Genomic DNA, 23,848 nt, shown 5'->3' on the forward strand with positions numbered 1-23,848 from the left:
TTTATTTTATTAGTTTTTGCTTCTTCAAGAAGGCGTCAAATCCTTGGTCAGGGCGATTGCTGTAAAACCCAGCAAATTTTTCTGACCATGGTTTGGTCTCGCGAGCTTCTCCAAAATCAGTCATTGTTTGATCGTAGGCTTCGATCGCCTCATAAGAATAGTCGTGATAATGGTTGTAATGAATGACCGCTTCTTCTGGCAAGCGAGGCTTGACCTTCATTTCTACGATTGGTTTACCGATGCTCAAGCCAGCCACAGGGTAGACATATTCCGGTAAGTGCAACAATTCAGCGATTTTGGCGCTGTCTTTGCGGACACTGCCGGAAATGACGGTACCTAAGCCCAGCGATTCAGCAGCGATCGCACCAGATTGTAAAGCAATGCTGGCATCAGTGGTGGCGATCAATAATGGCTGATAGCCCTCATCGATTGGATAGGGGGTCTGTTTTTTCTCAGCAACTTTTTTGGTTCGGTTTAAATCTGCGAGAAACAGCAGAAAGAGCGAACTTGCTGCGATATGAGGATTGCCGGGATTCCATTCGACCATTTGTTGGCGGATCTGCGGGTCGTCGATCACCAGGATCGAATAGGCTTGCCCATTCATCCAGCTTGGTGCTTGACGAGCGGCAGTCAAAATCGCGGTTACTTGTTCTTGGCTCAAGCGGTAGTCAGGGTCAAATTGTCGGTAAGTGCGATGATTGTGCAAAAGCTCAATGGTTTCGTTCATAGGTTTGCTCCTTTAACTGTTGGGTGATTTTTGTGAATCGTTCTTGAAATCGTGGTAAATCATCTTTGGCTAAGCGGGTATAGTTCAAACGCAAGCCATTCGTATCGTTACTGAAAAGAAACGCAGGTGCTACTAAGCAATCGTTCGCCAAAAAGAGCGACCAATCTTTGCGAGTCAATGTGCGGTGACGCCAAGTCAACCACAGGTAAAGACCGCCTTTCGTCGGCTGCCATTGCCAGTCCTCCTGAAATGCCTGCAAGAGTTGGAGTAGGTCTTGCTGGCGCTGGGCCATTTCTGTAAGCAGTGTCCGCTGCTGCTGGTGGTAATCAGAGGAGCGTAAGGCGATGTTGGCAAGGACTTGCGGGAAAATCGTGGTATCGATCGCCATCCGTTTTTTCGCTTGGGCAAATTGGTCGGCTAACGCTTCTGGCACCAAAAGCCAGCCGATTTTGATTGATGACCCAAGTAATTTTGAAAGCGAGCCTAAATAAATGACGGTTTCGGGAGCCATGGATTTTAGCTTGGGCGGTACTTCATCAAAAGCCAACTCGCTAAAAACATCGTCTTCTATGATCGGTACTTGGTAGGTCTGGCAAAGGCGGATGATCGCTTGGCGCCGATGCTCGCTCATGGTGTGGCCAGTTGGGTTTTGGAAGGTGGGATTCAGATAGACGAATTTGATCTTCTTTTCCTTCAACACTTTTTCCAATGCCGCAGGCCGCATCCCTTCACTATCCTGCTTGATCCCAATCAGCTGGACATTCATCGTGGAAAACAAGGGGAGAGAGAACAAGAAAGAAGGGTCCTCTGTCGCAATACAATCCCCCGCATGCAATAAGACTTGCATCAGCAAGGTGATTCCTTGCGTCGAACCGGCAGTAATTACTAGTTTTTGACCGCTGATGGGCAAATTGAAGGAATCAGCAAGGTGCTGCAATAAGATTTCTTGCAAAGGCTCATAACCAGTCGGTAATACTTTGGTGCTTTCTTTGCGGATCTCTTCCCATGTAAAGGCGGGAAACGTGAAGTCGGGAATCAGATCGGTAGGTAGATCACCTGTGTACAGATCCAGCACATCCTTCTCGGTGCGCAAGTGCTGAATCTGTTGAACGTAAGGGTCTTGCTGCAAGTAAGGGCTGCTTAAAGACGAGCGCAAATAAGAAAGCGGTGTTTGTCGGTTCCCCCAACGACCTTCCAATACGCGAGAGCCGCTGCCTTGTTTTCGTTCGATCCATCCTAAGCTTTTCAATTCATCTAACGCTTTGACGACGGTGGAACGGTTGACGTCAAAAGTCTGAGCAAGGCTGCGCTCTGGTGGTAAACGATCCCCAGGCCCATAGGTTCCCGCTTGGATCTCTTCGATAAAATGGGTCACGATCTGCTGGTAAATCGGTTGTTTCTTTTGTTTGTCGATACTTGATGAAGCCATCCTGCACCACCTTTTTCAATTGGATGGTTTAAAAATAAGCCAAATGGTTCTTTTCGTCAAGGGGAAGATTGACTATACTTAGCAAAAAGCACAAGGAGATGAGGAAGATGGAAAAAGTAATATCAATTGCCGGGTCTGATTCAACCGGAGGTGCCGGTATCGAAGCAGATTTAAAAACGTTTCAGGAGTATGGTGTCTTTGGTTTTGCCACGATTGCTTCGATCGTCACGATGGATCCACAAGCGGGTTGGAGCCATGAAGTAACAGCAATGGAACCAGCGCTTGTTGAAAAGCAATTGATCTCCGCCTTTGCAGGTGATCCGATGGATGCCCTTAAAACGGGGATGTTAGGCAATGAAGACAATATTGTGCAAGCAGCGAAGATGATTCAACAACAGCAAGTCAAAAATGTGGTGATCGATCCCGTCATTGCTTGCAAAGGGACCGCAGAAATCTTACAGCCAAAAAGTGTCGATGCCATCATCACGCATTTGTTGCCTTTAGCAGATGTTGTCACCCCTAATTTAGTAGAAGCGGGGATTCTTTCAGGTTTGGGTGATTTGACGAGTGTGGAAGCCATGAAGCAAGCTGCTGAAAAAATCCATCAATTAGGTGCTAAATACGTCGTGATCAAAGGCGGTCATCGCTTGCCAGGAGCAAAAGCCATCGACCTTGTTTATGATGGAGAATCCTTCCTCCTGTTGGAAAGTGACAAAATCGCTACCGATTTTAATCACGGAGCAGGCTGCACCTTTTCAGCAGCGATCGCTGCTGGTCTTGCAAAAGGCAAACCCGTCGTGGAAAGTATTCGCTTAGCAAAAGCCTTTGTCACAGCAGCAATCAAAGAAGGCGTGGTCATCAATCCCTATGTGGGCCATGTGTGGCATGGTGCCTATACCCACGCCCAAGGACGTATGAATGAGGAAGCGCCGCAATAGCAGGTTTGCTTCTATATAAATAGGAATTGAAGAAGCGCTTAAAAGAAGCGGGCAACGCTTCTTTTTTTGTGTTTCGAAAACAAAAGAAAATTTTCTGAAAGAAATGCAAAAGAATCCCGGTTTTTCCATAAAAAAAGCTTGCAATCAATGTTTATCCGTAATATAATCATAAAGGTGCTGTTTACGTAAATACGTAAGTCACACTGGCAGCAAAGAAATTTTCTGCCGGCTACGAAACGAGAGGTTGCGACACGCCCGGACGCTTTGCCATGGACGAGCGTGACGGAAAATTTTCGTGGAGCTATGTCTACTTTTCAAAATAGGCGAAGGAGGGAAAACAATGGCAAAACAAAAAATTCGTATCCGTTTAAAAGCGTATGAACATCGTATTTTAGATCAATCAGCGGATAAAATCGTAGAAACTGCAAAGAGAACTGGAGCTGGCGTATCTGGTCCAATTCCATTACCAACTGAACGCAGCTTGTACACGATCATCCGTGCGACGCACAAATACAAAGATTCACGCGAACAATTCGAAATGCGTACACACAAACGTCTAATCGACATTGTGAATCCAACACCAAAAACTGTTGATGCTTTAATGAAGCTAGACTTGCCAAGCGGTGTTAATATCGAAATCAAACTATAATAATTAAGATGGAGGTGTAATCATGACCAAAGGAATCTTAGGGAAAAAAGTGGGAATGACTCAAATCTTCACTGAATCTGGCGAATTGATTCCAGTAACTGTAGTAGAAGCTACACCAAACGTAGTGCTACAAGTGAAAACAATCGAAAATGACGGCTACGAAGCAATTCAAGTCGGCTACCAAGATATGCGTGAAGTTTTGTCTAACAAACCTGCGAAAGGTCATGTTGCAAAAGCAAACACGGCTCCTAAGCGCTTCATTCGCGAATTCAAGAATGTAGAGCTAGAGGGCTTAGAAGTAGGATCAGAAATCAAAGTTGATATTTTTGAAGCAGGAGACATCATCGATGTAACCGGCACTTCGAAAGGTAAAGGATTCCAAGGCGTTATCAAACGTCACGGACAAAGCCGCGGACCAATGGCTCACGGTTCTCGTTACCACCGTCGTCCTGGATCAATGGGTCCAGTTGCACCTAACCGTGTATTTAAAAACAAACGTCTTGCTGGACGTATGGGCGGAAATCGCATCACGATCCAAAACTTGGAAATCGTACGCGTAGACGCAGAACGCAACGTTATCTTGATCAAAGGTAATGTACCTGGCGCGAAAAAATCATTGATTACAATCAAATCAGCTGTGAAAGCTAAATAAGTAGATAGGAAGAAAGGAGGAACTAAGGAATGCCGAATGTAGCATTATTCAAACAAGATGGAAGCCAAAATGGCGAAATTACATTGAACGAAGAAATCTTCGGAATCGAACCAAATGAATCAGTTGTCTATGATGCAATCATCATGCAACGCGCTTCATTAAGACAAGGAACACACGCTGTGAAAAACCGCAGTGCCGTTCGTGGCGGTGGCCGTAAACCATGGCGCCAAAAAGGAACTGGACGTGCCCGTCAAGGTTCAATCCGTTCACCACAATGGCGTGGAGGTGGCGTAGTCTTCGGACCAACACCACGTTCATACAGCTACAAACTTCCTAAAAAAGTTCGTCGCTTAGCAATGAAATCTGTATTGTCAGAAAAAGTTGCTTCAAATAACTTGGTAGCAGTAGAAGGATTAAGCTTTGATGCTCCAAAAACAAAAGAATTCAAACAAGTTTTAGCTAACTTGACAATTGACTCTAAAGTATTGGTAGTTTTAGAATCTGAAAACGACTTTGCCGCTTTATCTGCGCGCAACTTGCCAAAAGTTTCTGTAGTTACTGCTGATAACATTAGTGTGCTAGACATCGTTTCTAACGACAAAATGTTAGTGACACAAACTGCTCTTACTCAGATCGAGGAGGTGCTTGCATAATGAACTTACTAGACGTTATTAAACGCCCAGTGATCACTGAAAAATCAATGCTTGCCATGGATGACAAGAAATACACTTTTGAAGTGGACACAAAAGCTAACAAAACTTTAGTAAAACAAGCTGTAGAAGCTGCCTTTGACGGAGTGAAAGTGGCAAACGTGAACATCATCAACGTTCGTCCTAAATTCAAACGCATGGGTAAATATGCAGGATATACAAAAAAACGTCGCAAAGCTGTTGTGACTTTAACTGAAGATTCTAAAGAAATCCAAATTTTCGAAGCTGCTGAATAAGCAACTCACGCATAAATTTTACATGGGAGGGAAAAAGACGTGGCGATTAAAAAGTACAAACCTACCACGAACGGCCGTCGTAATATGACAAGTTCTGATTTCGCTGAAATCACAACTTCAACACCAGAAAAAACATTGTTAGCTCCTTTGAAAAACAATGCTGGTCGTAACAACAACGGACGTATCACGGTTCGTCATCAAGGTGGCGGTCACAAACGTCAATACCGTTTGATCGATTTCAAACGTAACAAAGACAACGTCGTTGCTACGGTTAAAACGATTGAATATGATCCAAACCGTTCTGCTAACATTGCGTTAGTACATTACGAGGATGGAGTAAAAGCATACATCTTAGCACCTAAAGGATTAGAAGTTGGCATGACTGTCGTTTCTGGTCCAGATGCAGATATTAAAGTAGGGAATGCATTACCACTAGAAAACATTCCAGTCGGTACTGTTATCCACAACATCGAAATGAAACCTGGTAAAGGTGGACAATTGATTCGTTCAGCTGGAACAAGTGCTCAAGTACTTGGTAAAGAAGGCAAATACGTATTGATTCGCTTGAACTCTGGTGAAGTACGGATGATCTTAGCATCATGTCGTGCAACAATCGGTTCTGTTGGTAATGAACAACACGAATTGATCAACATCGGTAAAGCCGGTCGTTCTCGTTGGATGCGCAAACGCCCAACTGTACGTGGTAGCGTAATGAACCCTAATGATCACCCACACGGTGGTGGTGAAGGTAAAGCACCAATCGGACGTAAAGCACCAGTTTCTCCTTGGGGACAACCAGCACTTGGCTACAAAACACGTAACAAAAAAGCAAAATCAGACAAACTTATCGTTCGTCGTCGTAAAACTAAGTAATATACTTGACCGTGTGTCGCACATTTTGAGAGGAGGTACACCATGGGTCGTAGTTTGAAAAAAGGACCTTTTGTCGATGACCATTTGATGAAAAAGGTCGAAGCACAAGAAGGCGCTGAAAAGAAAAAAGTGATCAAAACTTGGTCACGTCGTTCTACAATTTTCCCTAATTTTATCGGATTTACAATTGCTGTGTATGATGGACGGAAACATGTACCAGTTTACATCCAAGAAGACATGGTAGGACACAAATTAGGTGAATTTGCACCAACAAGAACTTATCGCGGACATGCTGCCGATGATAAGAAAACAAGACGCTAATTTTGAGGGGAGGATATCCAAAAATGGCAGAACAAATCACATCAGCGAAAGCAACTGCTAAAACAGTCCGCGTTTCTCCTCGTAAATCTCGTCTAGTTATTGACTTAATCAGAGGGAAAAGCGTTGCTGAAGCAATCGCGATCTTAAAGTTCACACCAAATAAAGCAGCTGGAATCATCGAGAAAGTCTTGATGTCAGCTATTGCCAATGCAGAAAATAATTTTGACTTAGATGTTGAAAACTTGATTGTTTCTGAAGCATTCGTAAACGAAGGACCAACGATGAAACGTTTCCGTCCACGTGCGAAAGGTTCAGCTTCACCGATCAACAAACGTACAAGTCATATTACTGTAGTCGTATCAGAAAAATAAGGAGGGACAATCAGTGGGGCAAAAAGTACATCCAATTGGAATGCGTGTAGGCATCATCCGTGACTGGGATGCTAAATGGTATGCTGAAAAAGAGTATGCTGAATTTCTACATGAAGATTTGAAAATCCGTAAATTTATCGCATCTAAACTTGCTGATGCCGCTGTGTCTACAGTTGAGATCGAGCGTGCAGCAAACCGCGTGAATATTTCAATCCACACAGCTAAACCAGGTATGGTTATCGGTAAAGGCGGATCTGAAGTCGAAAACCTAAGAAAAGAATTAAATAGCCTAACTGGCAAACGAGTTCACATCAACATCGTTGAAATCAAAAAACCAGATTTAGATGCTAAATTAGTAGGCGAAGGAATCGCACGTCAATTAGAAAACCGTGTTGCTTTCCGTCGTGCTCAAAAACAAGCGATCCAACGCACAATGCGTTCTGGCGCTAAAGGAATCAAAACACAAGTTTCTGGCCGTCTAAATGGTGCGGATATCGCTCGTTCAGAAGGTTACTCAGAAGGAACAGTTCCACTTCATACATTACGTGCGGACATTGATTACGCATGGGAAGAAGCAGATACAACATACGGAAAACTAGGAGTTAAAGTGTGGATTTATCGTGGAGAAGTTCTTCCAACTAAAAAGAACACTGAGAAAGGAGGGAAATAAACATGTTAGTACCTAAACGTGTAAAACACCGTCGTGAGTTCCGCGGAAAAATGCGTGGCGAAGCGAAAGGCGGAAAAGAAGTAGCATTCGGTGAATACGGCTTACAAGCTGTTGAATCACACTGGATCACAAACCGTCAAATCGAAGCTGCCCGTATCGCAATGACTCGTTATATGAAACGTGGCGGGAAAGTATGGATCAAAATTTTCCCTCACAAATCTTATACTGCCAAAGCTATCGGGGTACGTATGGGTTCTGGTAAAGGGGCTCCTGAAGGATGGGTATCACCAGTTAAACGTGGTAAAATCATGTTTGAAATTGCCGGTGTACCTGAAGAAGTTGCGCGCGAAGCGCTACGTCTTGCTTCTCACAAATTACCAGTGAAAACGAAGATCGTAAAACGTGAGGAAATGGGTGGTGAATCGAATGAAGGTTAAAGAAATCAGAGAATTAACCACTGCCGAAATGCTAGATCAAGAAAAACAATTGAAAGAAGAATTGTTCAATCTTAGATTCCAATTAGCAACAGGTCAATTAGAAAACACTGCACGTATCAAAGAAGTACGTAAATCGATTGCACGCATTAAAACAGTATTGCGTGAACAAGTTAAGTAATAGTGGAAGGAGGCCATTTAGCGTATGACTGAAGAAAGAAATCAACGCAAAGTTTACCAAGGTCGCGTGGTATCAGACAAAATGGATAAAACTATCTCTGTTGTCGTTGAAACAAAGAAAAACCACCCTATCTACGGCAAACGTCTGAACTATTCTAAGAAATACAAAGCACACGATGAAAACAACGAAGCAAAAGTTGGCGATATCGTGAAAATTATGGAAACTCGTCCATTATCAGCTACGAAACGTTTCCGTCTAGTAGAGATTGTTGAAAAGGCAGTGATTATCTAATCACACGAGATTTTCCTATATAGATTGTGAATTGCAAAATCTGAAAGGAGGATACACATCGTGATCCAAGCAGAAAGCCGATTAAGAGTGGCGGACAACTCAGGTGCCCGTGAAATTCTAACGATCAAAGTCCTTGGCGGATCTGGTCGTAAAACTGCCAATATTGGTGACGTGATTGTTGCTACGGTTAAACAAGCAACGCCAGGTGGGGTTGTCAAAAAAGGTGACGTCGTTAAAGCCGTTATCGTTCGTACTAAATCAGGAGCTCGTCGTACAGACGGTTCATACATCAAATTCGATGAAAATGCTGCGGTTATTATCCGTGACGATAAGAGCCCTCGTGGAACTCGTATCTTTGGCCCAGTTGCCCGCGAATTGCGTGAAGGCAACTTTATGAAGATCGTTTCCCTAGCACCAGAAGTATTGTAATAGTGATTCTTATCTAAAGGAGGTGCGAAACAAACATGTTTGTTAAAAAAGGCGATAAAGTTAAAGTTATCACTGGTAAAGACAAAAACAAAGAAGGCGTTGTGCTAGCAGCGTTTCCTAAAAATGACAAAGTCGTTGTTGAAGGTGTCAATGTTGTCAAAAAACACCAAAAACCTTCTCAAACTGCTCCTCAAGGCGGAATCGTTGAAATGGAAGCACCAATTCATGTTTCTAACGTGATGGTGGTTGATCCATCGAACGGTGAAGCTACGCGTGTCGGTTACAAAGAAGTTGACGGCAAAAAAGTCCGCGTTTCTAAGAAAACCGGAGAAGTTCTTGATAAATAATCTGATGAAGGAAGGAGGGGCTAACAGATGAACCGCCTTAAAGAAAAATATTCAAAAGAAGTTGTCCCATCATTAATGGACAAATTTAACTACAGCTCAATCATGGAAGCACCAAAAGTTGATAAAATCGTTATCAACATGGGTGTCGGTGACGCTGTTTCTAATGCTAAAAACTTAGACAAAGCTGTTGAAGAATTACAATTGATCTCAGGTCAAAAACCATTGATCACAAAAGCGAAAAAATCTATCGCAGGATTCCGTTTACGTGAAGGAATGCCAATCGGTGCGAAAGTAACTCTACGCGGCGAAAGAATGTATGAATTCTTAGATAAACTAGTAAGTGTGTCATTGCCACGTGTCCGTGACTTCCACGGTGTGAGCAAAAAAGCGTTCGACGGACGCGGAAACTACACTTTAGGTATCAAAGAACAATTGATTTTCCCTGAAGTAGATTATGATTTGATCGACAAAGTACGTGGTATGGATATCGTGATTGTAACAACAGCAAACACAGATGAAGAATCTCGTGAATTGTTGACACAATTAGGCATGCCATTCCAAAAATAAAAAAAGGAGGCGAACTACGTGGCTAAAAAATCAATGATTGCTAAAAACAAACGCCCTGCTAAATTCTCAACGCAAGAATATACTCGTTGTGAACGTTGCGGACGTCCACATTCAGTTTATCGTAAATTTCATCTTTGCCGTATTTGCTTCCGCGAACTTGCCTATAAAGGACAAATTCCCGGCGTGAAGAAAGCTAGCTGGTAAACTATACTCGCATAAAGGAGGTAAATTATCCCATGGTCATGACAGATCCAATTGCAGATTTTCTAACGCGCGTGCGTAACGCAAACATGGTTAAACACGAAAGCCTAGAAGTACCTGCTTCAAAAATCAAACGTGATATCGCTGAAATCTTGAAACGTGAAGGTTTCGTCCGCGATGTTGAATACATTGAAGATGACAAACAAGGCGTGATCCGCGTATTTCTTAAATACGGTAAAAACGGTGAACGTGTTATCACAAACTTAAAACGTATCTCTAAACCAGGCTTGCGTGCTTATGTCAAAGCTGACGAAGTACCAAAAGTATTGAATGGTCTAGGAATCGCGATTATCTCAACTTCTGACGGTGTAATCACTGACAAAGAAGCTAGAGCAAAAAATGTTGGCGGCGAAGTAGTCGCTTATGTATGGTAATTTAAAATATTCCACAAGGAGGTGCCTCTAAGTGAGTCGTATCGGTAATAAGATCGTCGTTCTTCCTGCTGGTGTTGAAATCAAGCAAAACGGAAACGACATTACAGTTAAAGGACCTAAAGGTGAATTAACACGTACTTTCTCTTCTGATATCACAATGAATATCGAAGGAAACGAAGTAACATTCACTCGTCCAAATGATAGTAAAGAAATGAAAACTATCCACGGAACTACCCGTGCAAACTTCAACAACATGGTTGTTGGTGTTTCTGAAGGTTTCCAAAAAGCGTTAGAATTAATCGGGGTTGGGTACCGTGCTCAATTACAAGGAAAAAAACTTGTATTGAACGTTGGTTACTCTCATCCAGTTGAAATCGAAGCGCCAGCTGGAATCGAAATCGAAGTTCCTTCAAACACTTCTGTGATCGTTAAAGGATCAGATAAAGAAGTCGTTGGCGAATTGGCTGCCAATATCCGTGGCGTTCGTCCTCCAGAACCTTACAAAGGCAAAGGAATTCGTTATGTTGGCGAATTTGTACGCCGTAAAGAAGGTAAAACTGGTAAATAGTCGTAATTCTTTACGACTAGCAGCTTAGGCTAGCAAAATTAAAAGAGGTGACAAATTGTGATTACAAAACCAGATAAAAACAAGACACGTCAGAAAAGACATCGTCGTGTACGTAACAAAATCTCTGGTACTGCTGAGTGCCCACGCTTAAACGTGTTCCGTTCGAACAAAAACATCTACGCACAAGTAATTGATGACGTAGCGGGTGTGACGCTAGCAAGTGCCTCTGCCTTAGACAAAGAAGTTTCAGGTGCAACAAAAACTGAACAAGCACAAGCTGTCGGTAAATTAGTCGCAGAACGTGCAGCAGCAAAAGGTATTAAAGTAGTAGTCTTTGACCGTGGTGGATACCTTTACCATGGCCGTGTAGCAGCTTTAGCTGAAGCAGCTCGCGAAAATGGACTGGAATTTTAAGAGAAGGAGGAACACCATTCATGGTTTATATTGATCCAAAACATTTGGAATTAGAAGACCGCGTTGTTGCGATCAACCGTGTAACTAAAGTTGTTAAAGGTGGACGTCGTCTACGTTTTGCTGCATTAGTTGTTGTCGGTGACAAAAACGGACACGTAGGTTTCGGTACTGGTAAAGCGCAAGAAGTACCAGAAGCAATCCGTAAAGCAATCGAAGACGCGAAGAAAAACTTGGTGGAAGTACCAATGGTTGGTTCTACAATCCCTCACGAAGTTATCGGTGTATTCGGCGGCGGACGCATCCTTATGAAACCTGCTGTAGAAGGTTCTGGGGTAGCTGCTGGTGGACCAGTTCGTGCCGTATTGGAATTAGCTGGGGTAGCTGATATCACATCTAAATCTTTAGGTTCTAACACACCAATCAACGTTGTTCGCGCAACAGTTGAAGGTTTAAAACAATTAAAACGCGCTGAAGAAGTGGCAGCACTTCGCGGCAAATCAGTAGAAGAATTAATCGGTTAAGGAGGACACTATAATGGCTGAATTGAAAATTACTTTAAAACGCAGTATTATCGGACGTCCCCAAAACCAACGTGATACTGTAAAAGCGTTAGGTCTTACAAAGTTGAATTCAACAGTTGTAAAACCTGCTAATGATGCAATCAAAGGCATGGTTAACACTGTTTCTCACTTAGTGGACGTTGAAGAGGTCTAAGGATCAGCAGATCTAGTTTGATTAAGGAGGTGCCAAACCTATGAAACTTCATGAATTAAAACCATCAGAAGGCTCACGCCAAGTACGTAACCGTGTCGGACGAGGAACTTCATCTGGTAACGGTAAAACAGCTGGACGTGGACAAAAAGGTCAAAAAGCTCGTTCAGGCGGCGGAGTACGTCTAGGATTCGAAGGTGGACAAACACCATTGTTCCGTCGTTTACCAAAACGTGGCTTTACAAATGTGAACCGCAAAGAATATGCAGTCATCAATCTTGATGTCTTGAACCGCTTTGAAGACGGTGCTGAAGTAACACCTGTTGCTTTACACGAAGCTGGAATCGTCAAAGACGAAAAAGCTGGAATCAAAGTATTAGCTAACGGAGAATTAACGAAGAAATTGACTGTGAAAGCAGCTAAATTCTCAAAAGCAGCTGAAGAAGCAATCGTTGCTGCTGGTGGATCAATCGAGGTGATCTAATGATCAGACTATTGAAGGATGCCTTTAAGGTTAAGGATATTAGATCCAGAATATTGTTCACCGTCTTAATCTTGTTTGTCTTTCGTCTGGGAACACATATTACTGTGCCAGGCGTAGACGCAAGTCGCCTAAATACCATCGCGGATCTACCATTTTTAAACATGTTGAATTTGGTAAGTGGTGGCGCCATGCAACAATTTTCGATTTTCTCGATGGGGGTTTCGCCTTACATCACTGCCTCAATTGTCATTCAGTTGTTGCAGATGGATATCGTCCCTAAATTTGTTGAATGGTCGAAACAAGGTGAAGTGGGTCGTAAGAAATTAAATCAGGCAACACGTTACTTGACGTTGGTATTAGGCTTTGTCCAATCCATGACATTAACGGCTGGATTTAACTATTACACTCAACTCGGGTTTGTAAACAATCCTAATATGGCAACCTATATCGTGATCGGACTGATTTTAACAGCCGGAACGATGTTAGTCACTTGGTTAGGAGAGCAGATCACCGAGCGTGGTATCGGAAACGGTGTGTCAATGATCATCTTTGCGGGGATCATTTCACGCTTACCAGCAAGCATCAAAGAATTGATTGAAGATTACTTCATTAACGTGGATCAATCGGATATCTGGCTAAATGCTATCTTTATGGCGCTGCTTGTGATCGCTGTGTTGATCGTCATTACTTTAGTAACGTATGTTCAACAGGCAGAACGCAAGATTCCGATCCAATATACAAAACGGGTAGCAGGAGCGCCTACCAGCAGTTACCTTCCTTTGAAAGTAAATGCTGCCGGGGTTATCCCAGTTATCTTTGCCAGTTCTTTTATTACAACACCAAATGCGATCATTCAAGCATTAGGTAGTTCATATAGAGGAGAAACTTGGTACGAAGTGGTGCAAACGATCTTTAGTTACAACACTGTACCGGGTGCGATCATCTACACTGTCTTGATTGTTGCGTTTACCTTCTTCTACGCATTTGTTCAAGTGAACCCTGAGAAATTAGCGGAAAACTTGCAAAAACAAGGAAGTTACATTCCGAGTGTGCGTCCTGGTAAAGGAACAGAAGAATATGTATCGCGTTTGTTGATGCGATTAAGCACGGTGGGATCGATCTTTTTAGGATTGGTTGCTTTACTTCCAATCATCGCTCAGATGGCTTGGAATTTACCGCAATCGATCGGACTAGGTGGAACGAGTCTATTGATCATTATCGGTGTGGCACTTGATACTGCCAAGCAGTTAGAAGGGCTTATGCTGAAACGGAAATATACTGGTTTCATCAATTAAAGTTATTGAAGTGTTGAGGATTTCCTCAACACTATTCAAAAACTTACAGGAGGAATTAGAATGAACTTCATTTTAATGGGATTACCTGGTGCTGGAAAAGGTACTCAGGCAGAACGTATCGTTGCTGAATACGGTCTTCCTCATATTTCAACAGGCGATATGTTTCGGGCTGCGATGGCGAACGAAACAGAACTAGGCCTTAAAGCAAAATCATACATGGATCAAGGCGCATTAGTTCCTGATGAGGTTACAAATGGGATCGTTAAAGAACGTTTAGCTGAACCTGATACCGAGAAAGGTTTCTTATTAGATGGTTTTCCTCGTACTTTGGATCAAGCAAAAGCGTTAGATGAGATGCTAGCTGACCTTAACAAAAAACTTGATGCCGTTATTGATATTCATGTTCCTGAAGAAGTTCTTGTAGAACGTTTAGCCGGCCGCTTCATGTGCCGCAATTGTGGGGCAACTTATCATAAATTGTTCAATCCTCCCAAAGAGGAAGGAACATGTGATCGTTGTGGAAGTCATGACTTCTACCAGCGTGAAGATGATAAGCCTGAGACGGTCAAAAATCGTCTAGCTGTCAATATCAAAAGCAGTGAACCAATTTTGACTTATTACAAAGACAAAGGGTTATTGCAATCGATTGATGGGGATCGCGACATCGACGCTGTATTCAAAGATGTTCAAAAGATCATTGACTAATCATAGATTGCCCGAGTCCAACTTGCAGCTTAAAACTTTCTCTTGAAATCTTTGACAGGATATGATAGAATATGTCAGTCCGACTTCTACTTTTTATTAAGTAGGAGCATAGTTTGAGAATATCAGGTGGGAACCGAGTTTCCGCCATTTTATCGTGTGAAAATCACAAGTACAAGGAGGTACTGTGCGTGGCAAAAGAAGATATGATTGAAGTCGAAGGTACAGTCGTCGAAACTTTGCCGAATGCAATGTTTAAAGTAGAATTGGAAAACGGACACCAAGTTCTAGCGACCGTTTCTGGTAAGATCCGGATGCACTACATTCGTATTTTACCTGGAGACAAAGTAACGGTGGAATTATCCCCGTATGATCTGAACCGTGGCCGCATTACTTATCGCTTTAAATAATTGTACTCCGTAAAACCACAGGAGGTATTATCATGAAAGTAAGACCATCAGTAAAACCAATGTGCGAACATTGTAAAGTAATTCGTCGTAAAGGACGCGTTATGGTGATTTGCCCAGCAAATCCAAAACATAAACAACGTCAAGGATAATCGGAGGTGTAACAAATATGGCTCGTATTGCAGGAGTAGATATTCCTCGTGATAAACGTGTGGTCGTTTCACTTACTTATATCTATGGTATTGGTAACACGACTGCAAAACAAATTTTAGCTGACGCTGGCGTGTCTGAAGAAGTTCGTGTTCGTGATTTAACGAATGAACAAACAGATGCTATCCGTGCAGAAGTTGATAAATTAAAAGTTGAAGGTGACCTTCGTCGTGAAGTGAACTTAAACATCAAACGATTGATGGAAATCGGTTCTTACCGTGGGATCCGTCATCGCCGTGGATTGCCAGTTCGTGGACAAAACACGAAAAACAATGCACGTACTCGTAAAGGCCCGTCTAAAACAGTCGCAGGCAAGAAAAAATAATTCCTAAGTGAAGGAGGTTAAAACTTCATGGCAGCAAAAAAAGTGAGTCGTAAACGCCGTGTGAAAAAGAATATTGAAGCGGGTATTGCACATATTCACTCAACATTCAATAATACAATCGTAATGATCACTGATACTCATGGTAATGCATTAGCATGGTCATCAGCTGGTTCATTAGGTTTCAAAGGGAGCAAAAAATCTACTCCTTTTGCCGCTCAAATGGCAGCAGAAACAGCTACCAAAGCAGCAATGGAACACGGATTAAGAACTGTTGAAGTAACAGTTAAAGGACCTGGTTCTGGACGTGAAGCAGCAATTCGTTCATTACAAGCAGCAGGTTTGGAAGTGAGTGCGATCCGTGACGTGACTCCAGTCCCTCATAATGGATGCCGCCCTCCAAAACGCCGTCGTGTTTAATGAGTGCTGCTCATTTTGAGTGTAACAAATACGTCATTGAACAAGACACTTTTCGTTTTGAAAGGGGTAATAGATAAGAATGATTGAATTCGAAAAACCAAGAATCGCAAAGATTGATGAAGACAAAGATTATGGCAAGTTCATCGTGGAACCTCTTGAAAGAGGCTACGGAACTACACTAGGAAATTCCCTACGTCGTATTTTATTATCTTCTTTACCTGGTGCGGCAATCACCAATATTCAAATCGATGGAGTTTTACACGAATTCTCAACTGTTAAGGGTGTTCGGGAAGACGTTGCTCAAATCATCTTGAATATTAAAGGTCTTGCATTGAAAATGTACGGGGATGAAGAAAAGACCCTTGAAATTGATATTTCAGGACCTGCTACAGTAACTGCTGGCGATATCATCGTTGATAGTGATGTAGAAATCCTTAACAAAGATATGTATATCTGTACCGTTTCTGAAGGTGCTACGTTCCATGCTCGCTTAACAGTGAAACCTGGCCGCGGCTACGTTCAAGCGGACGAAAACAAAAAAGAAGACATGCCAATCGGCGTTCTTCCAGTCGATTCAATCTATACACCAGTACGTCGTGTCAACTATCAAGTAGAAAACACACGTGTCGGTCGTCGAGATGATTTCGACAAATTAACGATGGAAATATGGACTGATGGCTCAATCGAACCATTGGAAGCAATGAGTTTGTCTGCGAAAATCATGACTGAACATTTAGACATCTTTGTTAACCTAACTGATGAAGCGAAAAACGCTGAAATCATGGTTGAAAAAGAAGAAACACAAAAAGAAAAAATGTTGGAAATGACGATCGAAGAATTAGACTTATCTGTTCGTTCATACAACTGTCTAAAACGTGCAGGAATCAATACTGTACAAGAATTGACAAACAAATCTGAACCAGAAATGATCAAAGTAAGAAACTTAGGCCGTAAATCTCTTGAAGAGGTCAAAGTGAAATTACATGATTTAGGTTTAGGACTACGTAAAGACGATTAAACCGTTTTCGATTACGTTAGTTCGGTTCGTCTGACCGATACAACATTCGAAAGTGAAGGAGGGAAACCACGTGAGTTATCGTAAACTAGGACGCACATCTAGCCAACGTAAAGCGATGTTGCGTGATTTGACAACTGATTTATTCATTAACGAACGTATCGTTACGACTGAAGCTCGTGCGAAAGAAGTTCGTTCAACTGCAGAAAAAATGATCACTTTAGGTAAACGTGGTGATTTGCATGCACGTCGTCAAGCAGCAGCATTCGTTCGTAATGAAGTTGCAAGTGTACGTGAAGAAAACGAAGAAGTAGTTATTGAATCAGCATTACAAAAATTATTCAATGATATCGCTCCTCGTTACACAGATCGCCAAGGTGGATATACTCGTATCTTGAAAACAGAACCAAGACGCGGAGATGCTGCACCAATGGTTATCCTAGAACTTGTTTAAAATCACACTTATCATCACTTTATAGATGTTTACTAAGAGTGTTATGATGTTGGAAGAAACTTTCCGAGTCTAGCTCAGCGCCTACACCTCGATGTATTTCGAGGTGTACGCACTCATCATAAAGTGCTTTTTTTTTACTTTCGATTACCTGTCAAGACAGGTGATGGCAAGTGAAAAAAAGATCTGGAGACAAATCGTGCGCGAATCATTGAAAAACGTGCGCTTTTTTGGTAGTGTTAGAAAGAATTAATCGCAAATGAAGGAGTCTATCATGAAGCCAATCATTGAATTGAATGCTATTACTGTGCGTTATAGCGAAGAAGAGCGTGCCGCGTTAAATAACGTATCCTTTTCCATCAACAAAGGGGAATGGGTGGCGTTGATCGGCCATAACGGCTCTGGAAAATCAACTTTAGCAAAAACCATCAATGGCTTGATCTTGCCGCAAGAAGGCAGTGTTTCTGTCGGCGAATTGCCTTTGAATGAAGAAAATATCTGGAATATTCGAAAAATGGTCGGTATGGTCTTTCAAAACCCTGACAATCAATTCGTTGGTTCGACGGTGGAAGATGATGTGGCTTTCGGTTTAGAAAATCAAGGAATCCCGCGAGAAGAAATGCTGGTTCGTGTCAAAGACGCTCTGGAACAAGTACGGATGAGCGAGTTTGCGACGCGGGAACCCGCGCGCCTTTCTGGTGGTCAAAAACAACGGGTAGCCATTGCCGGTGTCGTTGCACTGCGCCCGGATATCATCATTCTTGATGAAGCCACTAGTATGCTAGATCCAGAAGGCCGTGAAGAAGTGATCGCAACGATCAAAAAAATCAAAGAGAAAAACAATTTGACCGTGCTATCGATCACCCATGATATTGATGAAGCAGCTAACGCCAATCGGGTGCTGGTGATGCGTCAAGGAGAGCTCGTCCGCGAAGGGACACCAGCAGAGATTTTTTCTGCAGGTCCGGAACTGATTGAGCTAGGCTTAGATCTGCCGTTTCCTGAAAAATTAAAGGCGGCACTAAAACAGCGGGGCGTCACGGTACCACAAGCGTACTTAACTGAAGAAGGGATGGTGGATTGGCTATGGACATCCGTTTTGAACAAGTAGGATTCACCTACCAACCGCATTCTCCGTTTGAACAACGGGTTTTGTTCGATATCGATTTAGAGATCAAAGAAGGCTCTTATACCGCCTTAGTCGGTCATACGGGTAGCGGAAAATCTACGTTGCTGCAGCACTTGAATGCATTATTAAAACCAACGACTGGAACGGTCACGATCGGTGAGCGAGTCATCAAACCCGAGTCAGACAACAAAAATCTAAAACCGTTACGTAAAAAAGTCGGGATCGTTTTTCAATTTCCTGAATCCCAATTATTTGAAGAAACCGTTGCGAGAGATATCGCTTTTGGACCGAAAAACTTTGGCATCTCCGAAGAAGAAGCCAAAGGTTTAGCCCAAGAATACATTCAATTGGTAGGTTTAGATGAAAGTTTTCTGGAACGTTCACCATTTGACCTTTCAGGGGGCCAAATGCGCCGTGTAGCGATTGCTGGAGTCTTAGCTATGGAACCAGAAGTTTTGGTCTTAGATGAGCCGACAGCTGGCTTAGATCCACAAGGACGCAAAGAGATGATGGAAATGTTTGATCGCCTGCATCGGGAAAAGAACATGACGATCATTTTAGTGACCCACTTGATGGATGATGTGGCGAACTATGCTGATTATGTCTATGTGTTAGAAAAGGGACGTCTCGTCAAAGCCGGCACGCCGTCCGTTGTGTTTCAAGACACTGCTTGGCTGCAAGAAAAGCAGTTGGGGGTACCGACAGCAACCGCATTTGCGGAGCAACTACAAGCCAGAGGATTGGCATTTGAGCAGTTGCCGCTAACGGCTGATGAACTGGCAGATGTTTTAGTAGCAAAGGGGGCGACTGCCCATGATGAATAAACTGATTTTCGGTCGTTTTATTCCCGGGGACTCCTTGATCCACCGTTTAGATCCACGGGTCAAATTGATTGCTAGTTTTTATTTTATCGCGATTATCTTTTTGGCGAATAATTGGCAAAGCTATTTATTAGCGGGGGCTTTTACGCTTTTTTGTATCTCTTTTTCAAAAATTGATTTTGGCTTCTTTATTCGCGGCGTACGTCCTTTGATTTGGCTGATTTTGTTTACCGTGGCGTTACAGATTTTATTTACTACCGGCGGTGACGTCTATTGGTCTTGGTGGATCTTTAACATCACAGAATTTGGTGTCCAAAATGGGATCTTTATTTTTTGTCGTTTTGTTTTGATCATTTTCATGTCGACTCTGTTGACGTTAACGACGCCCCCATTAGAGCTTTCAGATGCGATCGAATACATTTTGCGTCCTTTAAAAGCGATCCGTTTCCCTGTCCATGAAATCTCACTGATGCTGTCGATTGCGTTGCGCTTTGTACCAACCTTGATGGATGAAACAGAAAAAATTATGAATGCTCAGCGTGCCCGCGGGGTCGATTTCGGCGAAGGGGGACTGTTGCAGAAGATGAAGGCGATCGTTCCTTTATTGATTCCTTTATTTGTCAGCAGCTTTAACCGTGCGGAAGATCTAGCTACCGCTATGGAAGCCAGAGGCTATCAAGGCGGCGAAGGGCGTACCAAGTATCGTATTTTGCACTGGCACCAACGGGACACATTGGTTGTCATCGTTTTTGCGCTCTTTACAGTAGCGTTAGTGTTCTTAAGAGGATAATCGAAGACCTATGATTGAAGTCAACCCACGAAAGGTTCTTAACGAAGCAACGAGACTGCTCGCAATCCCAGCGGCTGGTTCGAAAAGGCCTGTCGATCGATCAGACTTTTCTCATAGGCCTTTTTTTGAAAAAATAGAAAGAAACAGGTGATTCAATGGTCCGCTATAAAGCGACGATCGCTTATGATGGCACGAATTTTCAAGGATTTCAACGTCAACCCAATGGACGAACGGTTCAAGAAGAGATTGAAAAGACATTAACGAAGATGAACAATGGTCAGCCGATTCAGATTCATGGCTCTGGCCGCACCGATGCGGGTGTCCATGCGCAAGGGCAAGTGATCCACTTCGATTTCCCTCAAAAGCGTCCACTGGAAAAAATGCGCTTTGGTTTAGATACCCAAACGCCAGAAGATGTTGCGGTAAAATCGGTGGAGATCGTTGACGATACCTTCCATGCCCGCTACTTAGTCATTGAAAAAACCTACCAGTTTCGGGTAGACATTGGGAAGCCCCGCAGTCCTTTCCGCCGTCATTATGCAAGTTATTATCCGTATCCGCTAGATTTGGAAAAAATCCAACGGGCGTTGCCAGATTTTTTAGGCACCCATGACTTTACCAGTTTTTGTGCGACGGGCAGTTCAGTCGATGACAAGACGCGGACGATCCATGAGGCGTCCATGGCGGTCAATGACGCTGGAGATGAGTTGATTTTTACCTTTCGCGGCGATGGATTTTTGTACAAGATGATCCGGATCATGGTGGGCACATTGCTGAAAATCGGCAATGGACGGATCGCACCTGACAGCATTCCTGCAATCATTGCGCAAAAAGACCGAAATGCGGCAGGTCCCACGGCTCATCCAGAAGGATTGTATTTGGTTCATGTTGCTTATGAATAAGGAAAAACACAAGCTTCGCTGCTCTTACACAACAAGAGAAAGCGAAAGCTTGTGTTTTTATTTTTTCTCAGGCAAAACAGAGGTGGTTTCTTGCCAATCTTCAGTCCTTGCCGTCGCGTTTTTAGGCGCAGCAGTGGTGGGTGTTTTTTCCAAGGTACCGGCAGCGACTAAGGCGGCGATGGCTACCAAAAATGCGAAAAGCAAGTAAAGCAGCCAGCTCCAAGCAACGTGATAGCGATTGCCGATGCCTAAAAAGATCATTTGTCCGACAGGTCCCCCTAGCATTACAATGGTGGAAAAGATCCCGCTGCTGATGGCGAGATGTTCTTCATCAATCTCACGAATCAGATGTGCCGAAAAACGTGGATTGATTTTTCCAATCAGATAGCCTTCAGCAAAGAGCAGCGCAATCATGAGCCAACGGTTATGCAGGAAGAGAAAATTCAAGGTCAACAGACATAAAACGAAAGAGGTATACGCAATCAAGCGAACCAGACCGGTATTCTTGAACCAGTCGGCAGCAAACAAGGCGCCAGCGACCATACCGATCGAAGTAGCGATGCCTGCCATCGCAACGGTGTTGCCATAAGTGGCAAACCAAAGCGCAAGGTCATCCAACAGCTGGAGATTTAGTAGACCGCTCGTACTAGCAGCTAAGGTATTGATCAGTAAGGCAAAGAGGATCATCTTTTTAAGAAAAGCCGTACCAGTCAATAATTTAAAAGTATCCGAGAAATTCTGAAAGAGTGGTGTTGCTGCTTGATTGATTTTCCCTGGCACCGCATAGAAGAGCGAGCGGTTCCAGAAGATCACGATCGCGGCTAAGAAAAACGTCACGGCATTGATCAAACCAAAAGCCGCAAAATTATTATTCAGTAAAATGATACCCCAAGCACCGATGCCTTGAAAGACGATTTGAACGGTGGTTTGACACGCCATTTGAAAGCCCATGGCACTGTCTAAGGAATCAGCAGGCACAAGACGGCGAACATAGGGCAGCTGTAACCCAGAACAATAAGCGCCCAAACAATCAGATACAATGTTGATGCCTAGCAAAAGGAAGAAAGACCATAAACTAGGCGGCAGTTGGATCAAAAAAGCGAGTGCCACGAAAAGGACTCCTTGTAATAGTCGACTGCTGATCATCCATTGCACTTTGTTTTTGGTACGATCGGCTAGATAGCCGGTCAGGATCCGTAAGAGATCAGGGATCAGAAGTGCCATGGAGGCTAAGGAAACAGCAAGGGCATTAAAGGGTAAAGTACTGGCATAAACTACAAAGACGATATTAAATAAACTCATGCCGATACCGCTGAGTAAGGCGGCGTTGACTAAGGCACGATAGCCGTTGTTTTGTTGATATTCTTTCATCGAAATCATCCTTTCACGTTCTACGTTGTAAAATCAGTATAGGATGCTTTATACTAAGAGAAGAAAATAATCCACTATAGTGGAATTTAAATGTACCAGGAGCATACCAGAGGTTACTGTCACGAGTGATTAGCAGTTAAAAGAGTGGCATGTAAATAAGGTGCCGCAGATTTTGCTCCTCAACATTTTATAGGTTTGAATCTAAACTTGAATCTAGAACAGGAAAATTTAATTGCGGAGCTTCATTCGTGAAGTGGGATTGGTTTGGTGTTTGTAGACCGATCGTTGTGAGGAGGATGGTTATGGAAGAAGGAAAACTGTACCGACAATTGCGCAAAGAGCGCGGCTATACGATCGCTCACGTGGCGGATGAACAAAACAGTCGCTCGTTTATCAGTAAATTTGAGCAAGGTGCTTCAAGTATCAGTATTCATCGATTGGAACGCTTATTAGAAAATATCCATGTCACAGTGGAGGAGTTTTATTATTTGCGTGCGCAACAAAAGGGCGTAAAAGGTCACGACAACCTGATGAGCTTTCCCAGCTATATGACGAGCGAATTTATGGATTTACTGGATCGAATTTTAGGGATCAACAAAGAAGCTTATTTGAGTAACGCCCACGCCCAGAGAAGCAAAGAAGGGCTGGAGGAAATGCGTAGCGAACTGATCGCCGCTTCCAAACAGCATTCTTTTGTTTTTCTGTACCTTGAGATCACAAAGGAGATACATGAAATCAATCTCTCAGGTCCTAAACCCGATCACTCTTCTGGCGACTATATGGAAAAGCTTCGCACCAAAACCCGCCCCGTCATTTCCTACCTTACGAAAGTAGACAACTGGGGCGTTTATGAGATTTTGCTGTTTCGTTATTTTCAATTCTTGTTTCCTGTCGAAACCTCCTATCACTTACTGCAGATCGCTATCTCTCGCACAAAAAAAGAACAAGGTTTGTCCTTGATGCGAGAAATTCAAATGGATTTGATTTTTAGTTGTTTTACGACGTTTGTCAATTTTCGCCGCCTGGAGTGGGCAAAAGAGGTGTTGACCATTGCAGAGGAATTATTGGCAGATCGCGGAGACATGCTAAACAGTACGCATCTTCTTTGCTATCAAGGATGGTACTGGTATATTTATGGCGATCAAGAAAAAGGACTGTTGAAAATCGATCAAGGGCTTTCGATCTTTCGCGTCTTAAAACAAACCAAAATGGTTAAATTATGGGAGCGATCGTTGCACTCCATCAAGAAAAATGCGGAAGAACCCAACAGTTATCTTATGTTTCGCTAAACGCTCTAAGGGCTAACGGGCTAGGCATTGCTCCCCGAATCGAAGGGGATCTAGCGGGTAATGGATGCTAAGACCACTAGAGCGAAC

38 protein-coding genes are annotated in these 23,848 nt (G+C 43.1%); 35 read left to right on the forward strand and 3 right to left on the reverse strand.

Annotated elements, in window-relative coordinates; all coding sequences use genetic code 11:
* Position 1: 1 nt before the first annotated feature.
* Together CXM95_RS01300 and CXM95_RS01305 are read right to left on the reverse strand one after the other, a co-directional pair.
* Positions 2–727 carry a nitroreductase family protein gene (locus CXM95_RS01300; protein ID WP_086298989.1) on the reverse strand — a complete coding sequence of 242 codons (726 nt, stop codon included), beginning with the start codon at positions 725–727 and terminating at the stop codon, positions 2–4.
* Positions 711–2,156 (reverse strand): aminotransferase-like domain-containing protein, encoded by a 1,446-nt coding sequence (locus tag CXM95_RS01305; RefSeq protein WP_016611501.1) that lies wholly within the window; start codon positions 2,154–2,156, stop codon positions 711–713. The genes CXM95_RS01300 and CXM95_RS01305 overlap by 17 nt, the downstream gene beginning before the upstream one ends.
* A gap of 107 nt (positions 2,157–2,263) precedes the next feature.
* Between CXM95_RS01305 and thiD the strand changes: the two genes are divergently transcribed.
* The 34 genes from thiD to truA all read left to right on the forward strand — a co-directional run bounded on the left by thiD (position 2,264) and on the right by truA (position 21,101).
* On the forward strand, positions 2,264–3,094 hold the full coding sequence (gene thiD / locus CXM95_RS01310) for a bifunctional hydroxymethylpyrimidine kinase/phosphomethylpyrimidine kinase (protein ID WP_086372535.1): 831 nt from the start codon (positions 2,264–2,266) through the stop codon (positions 3,092–3,094).
* Positions 3,095–3,434: 340 nt separating this feature from the next.
* Positions 3,435–3,743, forward strand: coding sequence for a 30S ribosomal protein S10 (rpsJ, locus tag CXM95_RS01315; protein WP_003127966.1), 309 nt, complete (start codon positions 3,435–3,437; stop codon positions 3,741–3,743).
* A 22-nt stretch (positions 3,744–3,765) separates the two neighbouring features.
* Positions 3,766–4,395: a 50S ribosomal protein L3 gene (rplC, locus tag CXM95_RS01320; RefSeq protein WP_003127967.1), complete on the forward strand. Its 630-nt coding sequence runs from the start codon at positions 3,766–3,768 to the stop codon at positions 4,393–4,395.
* Between the two features lie 29 nt (positions 4,396–4,424).
* Positions 4,425–5,048 carry a 50S ribosomal protein L4 gene (rplD, locus tag CXM95_RS01325; protein ID WP_005226910.1) on the forward strand — a complete coding sequence of 208 codons (624 nt, stop codon included), beginning with the start codon at positions 4,425–4,427 and terminating at the stop codon, positions 5,046–5,048.
* Entirely contained in the window at positions 5,048–5,341 is a 294-nt protein-coding gene (locus CXM95_RS01330) for a 50S ribosomal protein L23 (protein WP_005226911.1), read from the forward strand. Before rplD ends, CXM95_RS01330 begins: the two co-directional genes overlap by 1 nt.
* Before the next feature lie 39 nt (positions 5,342–5,380).
* Positions 5,381–6,214: a 50S ribosomal protein L2 gene (rplB, locus tag CXM95_RS01335; protein ID WP_005226912.1), complete on the forward strand. Its 834-nt coding sequence runs from the start codon at positions 5,381–5,383 to the stop codon at positions 6,212–6,214.
* A 42-nt stretch (positions 6,215–6,256) separates the two neighbouring features.
* Positions 6,257–6,535, forward strand: coding sequence for a 30S ribosomal protein S19 (gene rpsS / locus CXM95_RS01340; protein WP_005226914.1), 279 nt, complete (start codon positions 6,257–6,259; stop codon positions 6,533–6,535).
* Between the two features lie 23 nt (positions 6,536–6,558).
* Positions 6,559–6,906 (forward strand): 50S ribosomal protein L22, encoded by a 348-nt coding sequence (gene rplV / locus CXM95_RS01345; protein ID WP_003127973.1) that lies wholly within the window; start codon positions 6,559–6,561, stop codon positions 6,904–6,906.
* Between the two features lie 13 nt (positions 6,907–6,919).
* On the forward strand, positions 6,920–7,576 hold the full coding sequence (gene rpsC, locus CXM95_RS01350) for a 30S ribosomal protein S3 (RefSeq protein WP_005226916.1): 657 nt from the start codon (positions 6,920–6,922) through the stop codon (positions 7,574–7,576).
* A gap of 2 nt (positions 7,577–7,578) precedes the next feature.
* Positions 7,579–8,013 carry a 50S ribosomal protein L16 gene (rplP, locus tag CXM95_RS01355; protein WP_005226918.1) on the forward strand — a complete coding sequence of 145 codons (435 nt, stop codon included), beginning with the start codon at positions 7,579–7,581 and terminating at the stop codon, positions 8,011–8,013.
* Positions 8,003–8,191: a 50S ribosomal protein L29 gene (rpmC, locus tag CXM95_RS01360; RefSeq protein WP_005232529.1), complete on the forward strand. Its 189-nt coding sequence runs from the start codon at positions 8,003–8,005 to the stop codon at positions 8,189–8,191. The genes rplP and rpmC overlap by 11 nt, the downstream gene beginning before the upstream one ends.
* Positions 8,192–8,215: 24 nt before the next feature.
* Positions 8,216–8,482, forward strand: coding sequence for a 30S ribosomal protein S17 (gene rpsQ, locus CXM95_RS01365; protein ID WP_005232528.1), 267 nt, complete (start codon positions 8,216–8,218; stop codon positions 8,480–8,482).
* Between the two features lie 60 nt (positions 8,483–8,542).
* Positions 8,543–8,911: a 50S ribosomal protein L14 gene (gene rplN / locus CXM95_RS01370; protein WP_003128006.1), complete on the forward strand. Its 369-nt coding sequence runs from the start codon at positions 8,543–8,545 to the stop codon at positions 8,909–8,911.
* 35 nt (positions 8,912–8,946) lie between these two features.
* Positions 8,947–9,258 carry a 50S ribosomal protein L24 gene (gene rplX / locus CXM95_RS01375; RefSeq protein ID WP_005232526.1) on the forward strand — a complete coding sequence of 104 codons (312 nt, stop codon included), beginning with the start codon at positions 8,947–8,949 and terminating at the stop codon, positions 9,256–9,258.
* A gap of 27 nt (positions 9,259–9,285) precedes the next feature.
* The gene (rplE, locus tag CXM95_RS01380; RefSeq protein ID WP_005227088.1) at positions 9,286–9,825 is read left to right on the forward strand and encodes a 50S ribosomal protein L5; all 540 of its coding nucleotides are present in this window, start codon (positions 9,286–9,288) and stop codon (positions 9,823–9,825) included.
* An 18-nt stretch (positions 9,826–9,843) separates the two neighbouring features.
* Positions 9,844–10,029 carry a type Z 30S ribosomal protein S14 gene (locus tag CXM95_RS01385; protein ID WP_003128010.1) on the forward strand — a complete coding sequence of 62 codons (186 nt, stop codon included), beginning with the start codon at positions 9,844–9,846 and terminating at the stop codon, positions 10,027–10,029.
* Positions 10,030–10,061: 32 nt separating this feature from the next.
* Complete coding sequence (gene rpsH / locus CXM95_RS01390) at positions 10,062–10,460, forward strand: 30S ribosomal protein S8 (protein WP_005227093.1); 399 nt, start codon at positions 10,062–10,064, stop codon at positions 10,458–10,460.
* Positions 10,461–10,491: 31 nt separating this feature from the next.
* Positions 10,492–11,028 (forward strand): 50S ribosomal protein L6, encoded by a 537-nt coding sequence (rplF, locus tag CXM95_RS01395; protein ID WP_005227095.1) that lies wholly within the window; start codon positions 10,492–10,494, stop codon positions 11,026–11,028.
* A 57-nt stretch (positions 11,029–11,085) separates the two neighbouring features.
* Positions 11,086–11,442: a 50S ribosomal protein L18 gene (rplR, locus tag CXM95_RS01400; RefSeq protein ID WP_005227097.1), complete on the forward strand. Its 357-nt coding sequence runs from the start codon at positions 11,086–11,088 to the stop codon at positions 11,440–11,442.
* Positions 11,443–11,462: 20 nt separating this feature from the next.
* Positions 11,463–11,963 carry a 30S ribosomal protein S5 gene (gene rpsE, locus CXM95_RS01405; protein WP_003128014.1) on the forward strand — a complete coding sequence of 167 codons (501 nt, stop codon included), beginning with the start codon at positions 11,463–11,465 and terminating at the stop codon, positions 11,961–11,963.
* 13 nt (positions 11,964–11,976) lie between these two features.
* Positions 11,977–12,156, forward strand: a complete 180-nt coding sequence (gene rpmD, locus CXM95_RS01410) for a 50S ribosomal protein L30 (protein ID WP_003128015.1) — start codon at positions 11,977–11,979, stop codon at positions 12,154–12,156.
* A gap of 40 nt (positions 12,157–12,196) precedes the next feature.
* Positions 12,197–12,637 carry a 50S ribosomal protein L15 gene (gene rplO, locus CXM95_RS01415; protein ID WP_003128016.1) on the forward strand — a complete coding sequence of 147 codons (441 nt, stop codon included), beginning with the start codon at positions 12,197–12,199 and terminating at the stop codon, positions 12,635–12,637.
* Positions 12,637–13,932 (forward strand): preprotein translocase subunit SecY, encoded by a 1,296-nt coding sequence (secY, locus tag CXM95_RS01420; protein WP_005227099.1) that lies wholly within the window; start codon positions 12,637–12,639, stop codon positions 13,930–13,932. Before rplO ends, secY begins: the two co-directional genes overlap by 1 nt.
* Before the next feature lie 60 nt (positions 13,933–13,992).
* Complete coding sequence (locus tag CXM95_RS01425; RefSeq protein ID WP_086298991.1) at positions 13,993–14,637, forward strand: adenylate kinase; 645 nt, start codon at positions 13,993–13,995, stop codon at positions 14,635–14,637.
* 188 nt (positions 14,638–14,825) lie between these two features.
* A complete protein-coding gene (gene infA, locus CXM95_RS01430) occupies positions 14,826–15,044 on the forward strand; it encodes a translation initiation factor IF-1 (protein WP_002288695.1) in 219 nt (72 codons plus the stop codon).
* A gap of 32 nt (positions 15,045–15,076) precedes the next feature.
* Positions 15,077–15,193: a 50S ribosomal protein L36 gene (gene rpmJ, locus CXM95_RS01435; RefSeq protein WP_002288710.1), complete on the forward strand. Its 117-nt coding sequence runs from the start codon at positions 15,077–15,079 to the stop codon at positions 15,191–15,193.
* A gap of 17 nt (positions 15,194–15,210) precedes the next feature.
* On the forward strand, positions 15,211–15,576 hold the full coding sequence (gene rpsM / locus CXM95_RS01440) for a 30S ribosomal protein S13 (RefSeq protein WP_005227102.1): 366 nt from the start codon (positions 15,211–15,213) through the stop codon (positions 15,574–15,576).
* 27 nt (positions 15,577–15,603) lie between these two features.
* Positions 15,604–15,993: a 30S ribosomal protein S11 gene (gene rpsK, locus CXM95_RS01445; protein ID WP_005227104.1), complete on the forward strand. Its 390-nt coding sequence runs from the start codon at positions 15,604–15,606 to the stop codon at positions 15,991–15,993.
* A 79-nt stretch (positions 15,994–16,072) separates the two neighbouring features.
* On the forward strand, positions 16,073–17,011 hold the full coding sequence (locus CXM95_RS01450) for a DNA-directed RNA polymerase subunit alpha (RefSeq protein ID WP_008376367.1): 939 nt from the start codon (positions 16,073–16,075) through the stop codon (positions 17,009–17,011).
* A gap of 70 nt (positions 17,012–17,081) precedes the next feature.
* Positions 17,082–17,462, forward strand: coding sequence for a 50S ribosomal protein L17 (gene rplQ / locus CXM95_RS01455; protein WP_003128038.1), 381 nt, complete (start codon positions 17,082–17,084; stop codon positions 17,460–17,462).
* Positions 17,463–17,733: 271 nt separating this feature from the next.
* Positions 17,734–18,570, forward strand: a complete 837-nt coding sequence (locus tag CXM95_RS01460; RefSeq protein ID WP_005227109.1) for an energy-coupling factor ABC transporter ATP-binding protein — start codon at positions 17,734–17,736, stop codon at positions 18,568–18,570.
* Positions 18,546–19,412: an energy-coupling factor ABC transporter ATP-binding protein gene (locus CXM95_RS01465; RefSeq protein ID WP_008376364.1), complete on the forward strand. Its 867-nt coding sequence runs from the start codon at positions 18,546–18,548 to the stop codon at positions 19,410–19,412. Before CXM95_RS01460 ends, CXM95_RS01465 begins: the two co-directional genes overlap by 25 nt.
* Complete coding sequence (locus CXM95_RS01470) at positions 19,402–20,199, forward strand: energy-coupling factor transporter transmembrane component T family protein (protein ID WP_005227113.1); 798 nt, start codon at positions 19,402–19,404, stop codon at positions 20,197–20,199. Before CXM95_RS01465 ends, CXM95_RS01470 begins: the two co-directional genes overlap by 11 nt.
* 155 nt (positions 20,200–20,354) lie before the next feature.
* Positions 20,355–21,101, forward strand: a complete 747-nt coding sequence (truA, locus tag CXM95_RS01475) for a tRNA pseudouridine(38-40) synthase TruA (RefSeq protein WP_008376361.1) — start codon at positions 20,355–20,357, stop codon at positions 21,099–21,101.
* A 57-nt stretch (positions 21,102–21,158) separates the two neighbouring features.
* On the opposite strand, the gene CXM95_RS01480 is transcribed toward truA, so the two are convergent.
* Complete coding sequence (locus CXM95_RS01480; protein WP_086298992.1) at positions 21,159–22,472, reverse strand: MFS transporter; 1,314 nt, start codon at positions 22,470–22,472, stop codon at positions 21,159–21,161.
* 302 nt (positions 22,473–22,774) lie between these two features.
* On the opposite strand from CXM95_RS01480, the gene CXM95_RS01485 reads away from it, so the two are divergent.
* Entirely contained in the window at positions 22,775–23,761 is a 987-nt protein-coding gene (locus tag CXM95_RS01485) for an Rgg/GadR/MutR family transcriptional regulator (protein WP_086298993.1), read from the forward strand.
* Positions 23,762–23,848 lie beyond the last annotated feature (87 nt).

The organism is Enterococcus sp. CR-Ec1 (assembly GCF_002850555.1).
GTDB classification, from domain to species: Bacteria; Bacillota; Bacilli; order Lactobacillales; family Enterococcaceae; genus Enterococcus_D; species Enterococcus_D entomosocium.